Source organism: Mesorhizobium sp. M0045, assembly GCF_040323385.1.
Taxonomy (GTDB): Bacteria; Pseudomonadota; Alphaproteobacteria; order Rhizobiales; family Rhizobiaceae; genus Mesorhizobium.
On record NZ_JAMYUY010000002.1, the window covers coordinates 93,329 to 105,694 of the forward strand.

Genomic DNA, 12,366 nt, shown 5'->3' on the forward strand with positions numbered 1-12,366 from the left:
TTGATTGACAGCGCTGCATGCCGACAGCGGTACGATCCGCTTCGCCATCTACAAGGCGGCGTTCTTCGGCGGTGGCGCCGGAGGTGAGGGCACGCTGACCTTCATGATCGCCGCTATCCCATCTCGGCTCGGCGGCATTTCGGGCGACCTCGCCTTCGAGCTTCTAAACTAGTCTAGTCCATCTGCGCCCCCACCCCCTCACGGCACAAATATCAAAAACACCCAGGTAAAAAACACCACCAGATGCACCAGCCCGGTCAGGAACGTCGTTCTCTCGGTGCTAAAGCTTACATTGCAGATGAAAAGCGCCAGGACCAAAAGCACCGTGTCGGTCGCCGGCAGCCCCAGGGTCAGCCCTCTTCCGGTGAGCAGGCTGGCGGCGGCTATGCCCGGTATTGTCAGGCCGATTGTCGCGCAGGCCGAACCCATGGCGACGTTCAGGCCGCGCTGCAGCTCGTTGTTGAGTGCGGCACGGACCGCCGAAATCGCCTCCGGCATCAACACCAGCCCGGCGATCATCGCGCCGACAATGGCGTCGGCCTGCGGCACCTCATAGGCAATGAGCGCATCTTCGACGCTTGCGGCGACTTGCTCGGCCAGCATGACAATGCCGATCAGCCCGATCAGCAGGAGAATAGCGCCGGCGGCGAGGCTTTCGTGGGCGTCGGTTCGCACTGTGGCGCCGTGCGCTTGTGCGTCGATGAAATCGTCGCGGTGGCGGACAGTCTGCGCGAACAGAAAACCGGCATACAGCAGCACCGAAAGCACGCTGACGAAGCCAAGCTGAGCTGCCGAGAACGTCCCGGGATCGGTGGTTCGCGTGTAGGTCGGCAGAATGAGCGTCATGACGCTCAGCGCGACCAGAACCGCCAGATAGGCGCTCGTGCCTTGGCGCACGATTGCCTGCTTGCGATGGCGCCAGCCGCCAAACGTCAGGCACATGCCGACAACACCGGTGGAGGTGATCATCACCGTCGAGAACACGGATTCGCGTGCAAGCGTCGGGTTGTTCGCGCCATGCAGCATGATCGAAACGATGATCGACACTTCGATTGCGGTCACGGCGATGGTCAGCACCAACGTGCCGTACGGCTCGCCTACCCGCCGGGCCACCGCCTCGGCGTGGTCGAGCACCACGAAAATGGTGATGAACATGATCGCGCTCGACAACGCGCCGATAAATATCCTGGTGCCCAGCGACCCTTCGTCCACCGACACCCCGCTGGCCCTGACCGCGACAGCCATCGCCAGCGCGGCCAACGGCATGCCGTAGGAAATCGCCGATCTTGCGAAACCACTCATTGTCACCGTTTTGCCTTCCCACGAATCCCGTGGAAGGGCGATTTGCAACCACTGTTGCGCACCGCGACCATCCAGAGGAATCGCATATGACAGGTCATGACGAGCCCAATCGCGGCGTACCCTACCCCTTCAAGGGGAAAGGCAATCGCATTTGGAGTCTTGCGAAAATGGACCCCCACCCTAACCCTCCCCCCAAGGGGGAGGGAACGCTGCCGCGCGCCCTTGCTTTCCTTTTGGCGACGAAACGCAGGCAATTTTGCAAAGGTCGGCGCCACCGAAAGTCCCCCTCCCCCTTGTGGGGAGGGTCCTCTTCGCAAGAATCCTCCTGCCCCCGCACACCTCGTCTGTCCCCTGGTCCGAAACATCATGTCACCCGCAGGGAAGCTCGCGCGCTAGCCGGGCGTGTTGGCCTTGACGACCTTCCTGCATTCGGGCGTCAGCTCGTTCATGTGACCGGCCAGGCATTTGACGACGCGGCCACCGCCCGGCAGCACGCCCTTGCACAATCTCTGGTAATCTGCCTGGCAGGCCTCACGCTCGGCCGCCGTCTGCGCCAGCGCCGGGGTGGCTGCCAGCTGCGTTGCCAGGAAAAGCACGCCTAACCCAATCCGCATGGAACACCCCCTCAATATGTTGCCCAAACAACGCCTCCGTCACGCGTAGACGCAAGCCTTCTCACGCCGTCTTCTGCGTCACCAATCCCAGTTCGTCGATCATCGCCTGGCGCATCAGGAATTTCTGCGGCTTGCCGGTCACCGTCATCGGCAATTCGGTGCGGAAGCGGATGTAGCGCGGGATCTTGAAATGGGCGATCTGGCCGGCGCAGAAGGCCTTGATCTCCTGCTCGGTGGTGATCTGGCCGGGCTTCAGCACGATCCAGGCGCACAGCTCCTCGCCATATTTCGGGTCGGGTATGCCGAACACCTGCACCTCCTTGACCTTGGGGTGGCGATAGAGGAACTCCTCGACCTCGCGCGGATAGACGTTCTCGCCGCCGCGGATGACCATGTCCTTGACCCGGCCGACGATGTTGCAATAGCCCTCGGCATCGATGGTGGCGAGGTCGCCGGTGTGCATCCAGCCGTCGGCGTCGATGGCCTCGCGGGTCTTCTGCTCGTCGTCCCAATAGCCCTTCATCACCGAATAGCCGCGCGTGCAGAGCTCGCCCGGCGCGCCGACCGCGACGATGGCGCCTTCGGCGTCGATGGCCTTGACCTCGACATGCGGATGGACGCGACCGACGGTCGAGACGCGCTTTTCCAGGGGGTCGTCGACGCTGCTCTGGAACGACACCGGGCTGGTCTCGGTCATGCCGTAGGCAATGGTCACCTCGGCCATATGCATCAGCGACACCACCTTCTTCATCACCTCGATCGGGCATGGCGAGCCGGCCATGATGCCGGTGCGCAGGCTGGTGAGATCGAAGGAGGCGAACTCCGGGTGGTCGAGCAGGCCGACGAACATTGTCGGCACCCCGTAAAGCGCGGTGCAGCGTTCCGTTGCCACCGCCTTCAGCGTGGCGCCGGCATCGAACCCCTCGCTCGGGAAAACCATGGTCGCGCCCTTGGTGACGCAGCCCATCGTGCCCATCGACATGCCGAAGCAGTGGTAGAGCGGCACCGGGATGCACAGCAGGTCGTCGACGGTAAGCCGGATCGCCGCGGTGACGAAATTGCCGTTGTTGACGATGTTGTTGTGGGTCAGCGTTGCGCCCTTCGGCGCGCCGGTCGTGCCTGAGGTGAACTGGATATTGATGGCATCGCCCGGTTTCAGCCCGTCGGAGATGCGGTCGAGCTTGTCATGCTCGTCGCGCCCGGCCATCGCCAGCACGTCGGCGAAATTGAACATGCCCGGCGAACTCTCCTCGTCCATGCGGATGACGATCTTCAACGCCGGCAGCTTGCTGGCGTCGAGCTTGCCGGGGGTGGCCGTGGCGATCTCCGGCGCCAGCGTCTCGATCATGCCGAGATAGTCGGAACTCCTGAACTTGGCGGCGGTGACGAGCGCTCGGCAAGCCACCTTGTTCAAGGCATATTCCAGCTCGACCAGCCGGTAGGCCGGGTTGATGTTGACCAGGATCAGGCCGATGCGGGCGGTGGCGAATTGCGTCACCAGCCATTCCCAGCGGTTCGGCGACCAGATGCCGACGCGATCGCCTTTCTCGAGGCCGAGCGCCAGGAAGCCGGCGGCCAGCGCATCGACGGTCTCCGAGAGTTCCTCCCAGGTAAAGCGCTTGTCCTGCTCGACGAAGACGGCGGCATCGAGCGTGCCGTATTTGCTGACCGTATCGGCAAACAGCGCCGGGATCGTCAGGTTGAGCAGCGGCACGCTGCGCTCGCCCGAGACATGTGCCGTGCCGTCGACCGGCGCAATGAACGAGCCGCCATCGCGCTTGCCGCGCAGGCTGGTGGCATTCTTCAACTCGTCGAGATTGATCGGCATCGCCGTGTCCTCCGCAGACAGCCGAGCCTATCAGCCCCGCGGGGTGGTGGAAATCCCGTCGATGGTGGGGCTTGCGCTGGAACTCGCCTGTCAGGGCCAAAAACAAAAAACCCGCCTCGGCGGGCGGGTCTTCTGGGCCAATTGGCACCATAGCGAGATTAGTAGCATAGCTGCCGGCACAAAGCAAGAACAAAATTGCTGTGCTTTAGGGAAATCGCTTCGGGTCGGCGTAGCTGCTTATCTCCCCCCTCGAGGGGGAGATGGCCGGCAGGCCAGAGGGGGTCGCCGCGCGTGGAGCTCCAGCCTGTTCTGTCCGTCAGGAGAGTCGCGTCAAGACGTACCGACCCCCTCTGTCGCCTTCGGCGACATCTCCCCCTCAAGGGGGGAGATCGGCGGCGTCAGCCTGTCTCCACCGCCGCCATCCTGCCCGCAATATCGCGCAACACGGCCTCGTCCGCCGCCGCGCGCGCCTTCCGCGACGCGACGAGGCAGGCCTGCGAGCGCAGGATGAGCCCGTCGGCCAGCACCTTGAGATGGTTGGCGCGCAGCGTCGAGCCTGACGTGGTGATGTCGACGACGATATCGGCCAATCCGGCCGCCGGCGCGCCCTCGGTGGCGCCCAGGCTTTCGACGATGCGATAGACCTGGATGCCGTGCTTTTGCGAAAAGAACTGCTGGGTCAGGCGCCAGTATTTGGTGGCGATCCTGAGCCGCCGGCCATGGCGCTGGCGGAAGTCGGCGGCGACGTCGTCGAGGTCGGCCATGGTGTCGACATCGAGCCAGATGTCGGGCACGGCGACGACGACATCGGCATTGCCGAAACCGAGGCGGGCGATGATTTCGGCGCGCGCCTCGCAATCGGCAAGGTTTTCGCGCAGCAGATCCTCGCCGGTGATGCCGAGATCGACCGAGCCCTGGCCGATTTCGCTTGATATCTCTGAGGCGGACAGGAACGCTATTTCGACGCCGTCCATGCCATCGATACGGGCGCGGTATTTGCGCTCGTCGCCGGGCAGGCTGACGGCAAGCCCGGCCTTGGCCAGCACCTCCAGCCCCTGCTCCTTGAGCCGGCCCTTCGACGGCAGCGCCAGCGTGATCATGGCGCCTTCTCCCGCAGCGCCTCGATGCGGTCGAGCCAGACGGAAAAACCGACGCCGGGGATCGGCGTTTTTGCGCCGAGCAGCGTCAGCAGCCGGTCGTAGCGGCCACCGCCGGCGAGCGGCCGGTCGCCATCCTGCGCCGCGATCTCGAAGACCAGGCCGGTGTAGTAATCGAGCGGGCGGCCGAAGGCGGCGTCGTAGCGGATTTCAGACATCGGCAGGCCGAGGCTTTCGATGGCCGCCGCGCGGGCGGCAAAATTGTCCAGCGCGGCGCCCAGCGAAAGGCCGGCATCGGCGGCAAAGCTTTCGAGCGCCCCGGCGGCGCTGTCGAGCGGCACGTCGATCGCCAGAAACCCCTTCAGCGCCGCAAATGCCTCGTTCGACAGCCGCACGCTGCGCAATTCGGCCTTCTCGACCAGGCGCCCCGCGATTTCGGAGGGCGAACGCCCGGCCGTTGCCGACAGGCCGGCCTCTTCCATGCCGCCGGCGATATGCGCCGAAAGAGCGTCCAGATCGCCATCAAGGACAAGGGCGGCGACCGCGCCGGCGAGCTGGCTGTTGCGCGGCGGATTGGCGAGGTCGGCAAGGGCTGCCTCCAGCATAGCCGCCGAGCCGAAGGCACGCGCCAGCCGCATGCGCCAGCCGCGCGGCAGGCCGAGCGCTGCCAGCACCGCCTCGAAGATGGTCTGGTCGCCGAGCGTGACCACCAGCTCGCGGCCGGGCAGCACCAGCGAAAGCAGCGCATGCGCATCGGCCAGCGAGCGGGCGTCGGCGGCGGCCGTGTCGCGGTCGCCGAGGTCCTCGATACCGGCCTGGAAGAATTCGTTGCCGCCCTCGCGGCGCTGGCGAAACACCTCGCCGAGATAGGAATAGCGGCGCGGCGTGCCGGCCTGGCTGGCAATGTGGTCGAGGCAGACCGGAATCGTGAATTCCGGCCGCAGGCAAAGCGTCTGCCCGGTCTCGCTTTCGGTGAGAAAGATGCGGCGGCGCAAATCCTCGCCGGCCATGTCGAGGAACGGGTCGGCCGGCTGCAGCACGGCGACTTCGACCGCATGGGTGTTGCGCGCGGCGAAGAGCTTGGTGATGTCGGATGCGACGGCGGGGTAGCGGGAGGTCATTGATCGGTTGGGCGCGAGGCACCCCCCTCTGTCCTGCCGGACATCTCCCCCGCAAGGGGGGAGATCGGCAGCTTGGGCCCCGGCACCTTTTCTCCTACGCCGGAGATTGGCGAAAGCAGGCGCGACATCCAATCTCCCCCCTTGCGGGGGAGATGGCCGGCAGGCCAGAGGGGGGTGTTCACGCGCCACCCTTCGCGCGGTCAGCCGCCTGCGCCGCAAGTATCTTCTTCACTTCGGCAACCAGTTCACTCTCCGCCACCGTCACCTGCGCCGGCCGTGCGGCGCGCCATTCGGCGTTATCGGCGATCTCGGCCGACATCCGTGCGCCCTCGATCAGGTCCTTGATCTGCACCTCGCCCTTGGCGCGCTCGTCGCCGCCCTGGATGACAGCGACGGGGCTGCCGCGGCGGTCGGCGTATTTCAGCTGCGCCTTCATGCCGGCGCCGCCGAGATACATTTCCGAGCGGATGCCGGCGGCGCGCAGCTCGGCCACCATCTTCTGGTAGCGGCCGAGGCTTTCCGTATCCTTGTCCATGGTGAGCACGACGACCGGCGCGATGACATCGGAAGTATCGAGCTTGCCGAGGTTCTTCAGCGCCGTCATCAGGCGTGAGACGCCGATGGAAAAACCCGTCGCCGGCACCGGGTCGCCACGAAAGCGCGAGACGAGACCGTCATAACGTCCGCCGCCGCCGACCGAACCGAAGCGCACGATCTGGCCGTCCTCATTGGGGATTTCGGCCAGCAGCTCGGCCTCGTAGACCGGGCCGGTGTAATATTCGAGGCCACGCACGACGGAGGGGTCGATGCGAATGCGATCCTCACCGTAGCCGCTTTGTGCGACCATGGTTCTTATCTGCTCCAACTCTGCAAGACCCTCAACAAACGAGGCGTTCGTGATGCCCAGATGTTCGAGTTTCCTTTCCTCGAAAAGATTGCTGACACCGGGGTTGATGGATCCCAGTGTCTGGACAATTTTTTCGGGATCATGCTGCGCCATGACTGTGAAATAGCTGATGACAACGTCGATTTGCGTATTGTCCAGCCCGGCGCCCTTGGTGAAATCACCGCTCTCGTCCTTGCGCCCGGCGCCCAAAAGCAGGCGCACGCCCTCGACGCCGAGCTTGTCCAGCTTGTCGATCGCCCGCAGCACCGTCAACCGGCGCCCGGCATTTTCGTCACCGCCGAGGCCGATCGCCTCCAGCACGCCGTCGAGCACTTTTCGGTTGTTGACACGGATGACGTAGTCGCCGCGCTTGATGCCCAGCGCCTCCATCACGTCCGCCATCATCATCGCCATCTCGGCATCGGCCGCAACGCCCGGGGTGCCCACGGTATCGGCGTCGAACTGCATGAACTGGCGGAAGCGGCCGGGACCGGGCTTCTCGTTGCGGAACACCCAGCCGGAGCGATAGCTGCGATAGGGTTTCGGCAGGCGCTCGTAATTCTCGGCGACAAAGCGCGCCATCGGCGCGGTCAAATCGTAGCGCAGCGACAGCCACTGGTCGTCGTCGTCCTGGAACGAGAACACGCCCTCGTTCGGCCGGTCCTGGTCTGGCAAAAATTTGCCGAGCGCGTCGGTATATTCGATCAGCGGCTGGTCGACCGGCTCGAAACCGTAAAGCTCGAAGACCGAGCGGATCGTCGCCATCATCTTCTCGACGGCGCGCAGGTCGGCGGCACCGCGGTCGACAAAGCCGCGCGGCAGCCGCGCTTTCATCTTTTCGGATTTGTCGGCCATGGGATGGGTACTCGGTGTTTCGTGGCGTTCCGGGGATCGGCTAAATAAGCGATTTCCACGGCGCCGGTGTCCTAACCGATGCAGCCGGGAGCGGCAAGGGTTTGCGCTTCTCCTTCCCCCTTGTGGGAGAAGGCAAGAAAAAGAAGCTGAAACAATTGCGCCATGCGCGCGGCATCGTGCAGACACAATCCGGGCCGATAAGCGCGCCGAAACAAGGGGTTCGGGCCCATGGCCACGCTACAGAAGTTCGACATCATCGATAGCGGCGCACGCGACGCCTCGGTCCGGCTGCGGCCGGCCGACAATCATGCGCCGAAGGCGACGAAGCAATTCGCGGGACCGTTCGAGATCGCGGCGCAACAGCGCAACGGGCCGACCATGCGCGACGTGCTGATAACCGGCCTGCTGGTGATCTATCCGGTGTTCGCCGCGCTGGCGGCCATCCTCGCCGGGTTTTTCCTCGCCGGCGCCGGCGGCGCCTGAGCCGCTATTTCGGCCGCTTGAAGGCTTTCCGCTCCGCCTCGACCGGCTCGCGGCAGACGCAGCCCTCGAGATGGTCATTGACCAGCCCCATCGCCTGCATGAAGGCGTAGACGGTGGTCGGACCGACAAAGCTCCAGCCGCGCTTCTTCAGCTCCTTCGAAATGCGGACCGAGACGGCCGTCGTCGGGTTGGCGCGCAGATGGGCGAGATCGACGATCTCGGGCCGCTCGTCGGGGCCGGGCTCGAACTTCCAGAACCATGCCGCCAGCGAGCCGACCTCGTCGATGAGCTCGCGGGCGCGTCTGGCGTTGTTGATCGTCGACACGATCTTGCCGCGATGGCGGATGATGCCGGCATTGCCGAGCAGGCGCTCGACATCGGCGTCGTTGAAGGCGGCGATCTTGTCGACATCGAAGCCGGCGAAGGCCTCGCGAAAATTGTCGCGCTTGCGCAAAATAGTCAGCCAGGACAGGCCCGACTGAAAACCTTCGAGGCAGATCTTCTCGAACAGCCGGCGGTCGTCGGCGACCGGCCGGCCCCATTCGTGGTCGTGGTAGTGCAGGTAATCCGGCAGATTGCCATGCCAGAAGCAGCGGGCGATGCCGTCGGGACCGGCAAGCAGACCTGTCTTTTCGTCCATGGAGGAATTCCGTTCTTGTCCTGGCGTTAACGCGTTTTGACGCGGCCTTTACCGCGGCTTTACCAGATTCCTGAACCGGGCGGTAACCACACCAAAAGCTTTACTGACAGATCGGCATTTTACGCATTCCGATTCATGTTTCGGTTGCCGCTTCGCGCCCAATGTCGGCGAAATCGGGGAGGCTTTGCACCCCGGCATGTTCGACGATCAAGGTGCGTTGCGATGAAGATATTCTTGTTCCCACTGTTCGGCGCCGCGGCCGTGCTTGCCGCCGGTACCGCGAATGCCAACGACCGCTATGCCGAGAGGCCGCCGGTGGTGGTCAGCCCCGACCTTTCGGCGCCCTGGGTGCTGCAGCTCGGCCATGCGCCGGGCATCGTGCGGCAGAGCCGGCAAGAGGCGCAGCCGCAACGGCGCTACCGGCGCCAGGCCGAACCGGATCAGCTGCGCACCGCTGCGGTGCAGGCACCGGCCAAGCGCATGATCATGCGGCCGCAGATCGACCCGATCTATCTGCCGCAGGAAGTCGCCTATGACGGCCCGCAGAAGCCGGGCACGATCGTCATCGATACGCGAGAGAATTTCCTCTATCTGGTCGAGAAGAACGGCAAGGCGCGGCGTTATGGCGTCGGCACCGGCAAGCCGGGCTTCGAATGGTCCGGCACCCACAAGATCACCAACAAGCGCGTCTGGCCGGACTGGCGGCCGCCGGCGGTGATGATCGCCCGCGAGGCCGCCAAGGGCCGTTATCTGCCGACCTACCTCGCCGGCGGCATGGAAAACCCGCTCGGCGCACGCGCGCTCTATCTCGGCTCGACCGAGTACCGTATCCACGGCACCAATCAGCCCTGGACGATCGGCGGCGCGGTGTCGTCGGGCTGCATCCGCATGCGCAACGAGGACGTGGTCGACCTTTACGAGCGGGTCAATGTTGGCACGACGGTTGTAGTGATGTAATCTGCGGTTGACCTCACCGATGATTCTGCTCAGAAGCCTCGGGAGTATTGAATAACGGGGGACGGGCCGTGTGGGGATGCGGCCAGTCACGAAAGGGCAGCGCGGCAAGCCGTGCTGCCCTTTTTGTTTCCGCCAACGCCAGCAAGAATTGACGGGAAGATTTCGCCGGCACGTCGCGCGACGGGCATGGCGGTTCGTTTTTCGCACTGCCTTTTCGCGGTTGCTTTGCTATGTGGCGGCTAAAGTTCCAGACAAAGGCCCTATCTCGATGACCCTCTCCGACGACAGCCGCTATCTCCGAGGCGGCCCGGTGGCCCAACGCATCATCGCCGGCGTGCGCGAGGACGCGGCGATCGCCACCGCCGAAGGCTTTCCGCCCAAGCTGGTGTCGATCACCGTCGGCGACACAGCGGCGGTCGACGTCTATGTCCGCAACCAGCGCGCCAAGGCGGGGCTTGCCGGCATCGGCTTCGAGGAAAGGCGCTTTCGCGCCGACATCACTGCCGGCGAACTCGAAGCGGCGATCCACGGCCTCAACGCCGACCCGCGCGTCACCGGCATCATCATCCAGCGACCGGTGCCGGTGCACATCCCGATCAAGACGCTGCAGGCGGCGGTGCATCAGCTCAAGGACGTCGAGGGCATGCATCCGGCCTCGATCGGCAACATCGTCTACAACCAGCTCGATCTGGCGCCCTGCACGGCGGCTGCCTCGGTCGAACTGCTCAAGGAAACCGGCCTCGACCTGAAGGGGCTCGAAGTGGTGGTCGTCGGCCATTCCGAGATCGTCGGCAAGCCGATCGCTTTCCTTTTGATGAGCGAAGGCGCGACGGTGACGGTCTGCCATCACATGACGCGCTCGGTGGCGGCACACGCACGCCGCGCCGACGCGCTGTTCGTCGCCGTCGGCAAGCCGCGGCTGATCAAGGCCGACATGGTCAAGCCGGGTGCGGCCGTCATCGATATCGGCATCAATTCGGAGATCGGGCCGGACGGCGAGAGCCGCATCGTCGGCGACGTCGATGCCGAGAGCGTCAGGCATGTCGCGTCGTGGATCACGCCGGTGCCTGGCGGCGTCGGCCCGATCACCGTGGCGATCCTGCTGCGCAACACTATGGTGGCGCTCAGCCGCCAGCGCGCGCGCTACCAGGCAACCTACGGCACGGCGGACAGGCTGGCGGCCGAGTAGACGACTGGCGGATCACTCGGCCGCGACAACCGCCCTCTCTTCGCGAACGCCTTCGGGCTTCGGCCCACCATAGGCCCAGTCGAGCAGCTTTATCGTATGGACCACCGGCAGCTTCGCGGCAAAGGCGATCTGGGTGATGCAGCCGATATTGCCGGTGGCGATGATGTCAGCACCGGTCGCTTCGATATTCCTGACCTTGCGGTCGCGCAGCGTCGCCGAAATGCCGGACTGCAGGATGTTGTAGGTGCCGGCCGAACCGCAGCAGAGATGCCCCTCGCGCGGCTCGCGCACGACGAAGCCGGCTTTGGCCAGAAGCTCCTTCGGCTGGCGGGTGATCTTCTGGCCATGCTGCATCGAGCAGGCCGAGTGATAGGCGACAATGGTGCCCGGCTTGCGCACCGGCTCGGGCAGGTCGAGGCTCACGAGATATTCGGTGATGTCCTTGGCCAGCGCCGAGACGCGCGCCGCCTTGCCGGCATAGGCCGGATCGAGGCGCATCATGAAGCCGTAATCCTTGATCGTGGTGCCACAACCTGACGCGGTGATGACGATGGCATCGAGCCCGCCTTGCTCGATGGCGCGCGTCCAGGCATCGACATTCTGCCTGGCCGACGTCAGGGCAGCCGCCTCGCGGCCCATGTGATGCACAAGCGCGCCGCAGCAGCCTTCGCCTTCGGGTACGACGACCTCGACACCGAGCCTGGTCAGCAGCGAGATCGTTGTGTCGTTGATGCCGGGATCGAGCACGGATTGCGCGCAGCCGGTGAGGATGGCGACGCGGCCATTTTTCTTCGGGCCCTGCCCCGCATGGACGCCCGGCGAGGCCATCGGCGAGACTGCCGGGACCGACGCGGGTGCGAGCTTGAGCATGGCGCCCAGAGGCCTCAAGGCCTGGATTTTCTCAAACAGGCCGGCGAATGGCTGGCCGAGCTTCGCCAGCTTGAGCGCCGCGCGGAAACGCGAGGGATAAGGCAGCACGAACGCCAGCATGGCGCGGGTCAGACGATCGGCCAGAGGACGCTTGTAGGTCTCCTCGATATGGGCGCGGGCGTGGTCGACCAGATGCATGTAGTTGACGCCCGACGGGCAGGTGGTCATGCAGGCGAGGCAGGACAGGCAGCGGTCGATATGGGTGACGATCTCCTTGTCGGCCGGCCGGCCATTTTCCAGCATGTCCTTGATCAGGTAAATCCGGCCGCGCGGCGAATCCAGCTCGTTGCCGAGTGTCACATAGGTCGGGCAGGTGGCCGTGCAGAAGCCGCAATGCACGCATTTGCGCAGGATCTTTTCCGATTCAGCGACATGCGCGTCGGCGAGCTGGGCAGCTGAGAAATTGGTCTGCACGTAAACAAATCCTTACCGTTTGAGGATGATCTTTTCCCAAAACCGGTACC

Annotated in this window: 12 protein-coding genes; 4 read left to right on the forward strand and 8 right to left on the reverse strand. The window is 64.7% G+C overall.

Annotation, left to right across the window (positions count from 1 at the left end; translation table 11 throughout):
• Positions 1-4: 4 nt before the first annotated feature.
• Positions 5-172: a hypothetical protein gene (locus NKJ72_RS03165; protein ID WP_352476083.1), complete on the forward strand. Its 168-nt coding sequence runs from the start codon at positions 5-7 to the stop codon at positions 170-172.
• Positions 173-198: 26 nt separating this feature from the next.
• Here the strand turns inward: NKJ72_RS03165 and NKJ72_RS03170 are convergent, their stop codons facing one another.
• From NKJ72_RS03170 to hisS, 6 genes are all read right to left on the reverse strand, one after another.
• Positions 199-1,302, reverse strand: a complete 1,104-nt coding sequence (locus tag NKJ72_RS03170) for a calcium:cation antiporter (RefSeq protein ID WP_352475814.1) — start codon at positions 1,300-1,302, stop codon at positions 199-201.
• A 392-nt stretch (positions 1,303-1,694) separates the two neighbouring features.
• A complete protein-coding gene (locus NKJ72_RS03175; protein WP_352475815.1) occupies positions 1,695-1,916 on the reverse strand; it encodes a cysteine rich repeat-containing protein in 222 nt (73 codons plus the stop codon).
• A gap of 61 nt (positions 1,917-1,977) precedes the next feature.
• The gene (locus tag NKJ72_RS03180) at positions 1,978-3,744 is read right to left on the reverse strand and encodes an AMP-binding protein (protein ID WP_352475816.1); all 1,767 of its coding nucleotides are present in this window, start codon (positions 3,742-3,744) and stop codon (positions 1,978-1,980) included.
• A gap of 398 nt (positions 3,745-4,142) precedes the next feature.
• The gene (hisG, locus tag NKJ72_RS03185) at positions 4,143-4,844 is read right to left on the reverse strand and encodes an ATP phosphoribosyltransferase (RefSeq protein ID WP_352475817.1); all 702 of its coding nucleotides are present in this window, start codon (positions 4,842-4,844) and stop codon (positions 4,143-4,145) included.
• Positions 4,841-5,962 carry an ATP phosphoribosyltransferase regulatory subunit gene (locus tag NKJ72_RS03190; RefSeq protein WP_352475818.1) on the reverse strand — a complete coding sequence of 374 codons (1,122 nt, stop codon included), beginning with the start codon at positions 5,960-5,962 and terminating at the stop codon, positions 4,841-4,843. The genes hisG and NKJ72_RS03190 overlap by 4 nt, the downstream gene beginning before the upstream one ends.
• 178 nt (positions 5,963-6,140) lie before the next feature.
• Complete coding sequence (gene hisS, locus NKJ72_RS03195; protein ID WP_352475819.1) at positions 6,141-7,703, reverse strand: histidine--tRNA ligase; 1,563 nt, start codon at positions 7,701-7,703, stop codon at positions 6,141-6,143.
• Between the two features lie 228 nt (positions 7,704-7,931).
• Here hisS and NKJ72_RS03200 point away from each other — a divergent pair, with 228 nt between their 5' ends.
• Positions 7,932-8,186, forward strand: a complete 255-nt coding sequence (locus tag NKJ72_RS03200; RefSeq protein WP_352475820.1) for a hypothetical protein — start codon at positions 7,932-7,934, stop codon at positions 8,184-8,186.
• 4 nt (positions 8,187-8,190) lie between these two features.
• Here NKJ72_RS03200 and NKJ72_RS03205 read toward each other — a convergent pair whose 3' ends face one another.
• Positions 8,191-8,826, reverse strand: a complete 636-nt coding sequence (locus NKJ72_RS03205) for a DNA-3-methyladenine glycosylase I (protein ID WP_352475821.1) — start codon at positions 8,824-8,826, stop codon at positions 8,191-8,193.
• A 222-nt stretch (positions 8,827-9,048) separates the two neighbouring features.
• On the opposite strand from NKJ72_RS03205, the gene NKJ72_RS03210 reads away from it, so the two are divergent.
• Both NKJ72_RS03210 and NKJ72_RS03215 read left to right on the forward strand, forming a co-directional pair.
• Positions 9,049-9,783: a L,D-transpeptidase gene (locus NKJ72_RS03210; protein WP_352475822.1), complete on the forward strand. Its 735-nt coding sequence runs from the start codon at positions 9,049-9,051 to the stop codon at positions 9,781-9,783.
• A gap of 268 nt (positions 9,784-10,051) precedes the next feature.
• The gene (locus NKJ72_RS03215; RefSeq protein WP_352475823.1) at positions 10,052-10,972 is read left to right on the forward strand and encodes a bifunctional 5,10-methylenetetrahydrofolate dehydrogenase/5,10-methenyltetrahydrofolate cyclohydrolase; all 921 of its coding nucleotides are present in this window, start codon (positions 10,052-10,054) and stop codon (positions 10,970-10,972) included.
• Positions 10,973-10,984: 12 nt separating this feature from the next.
• Here NKJ72_RS03215 and glcF read toward each other — a convergent pair whose 3' ends face one another.
• Entirely contained in the window at positions 10,985-12,316 is a 1,332-nt protein-coding gene (gene glcF, locus NKJ72_RS03220; protein ID WP_352475824.1) for a glycolate oxidase subunit GlcF, read from the reverse strand.
• Positions 12,317-12,366: the final 50 nt, after the last annotated feature.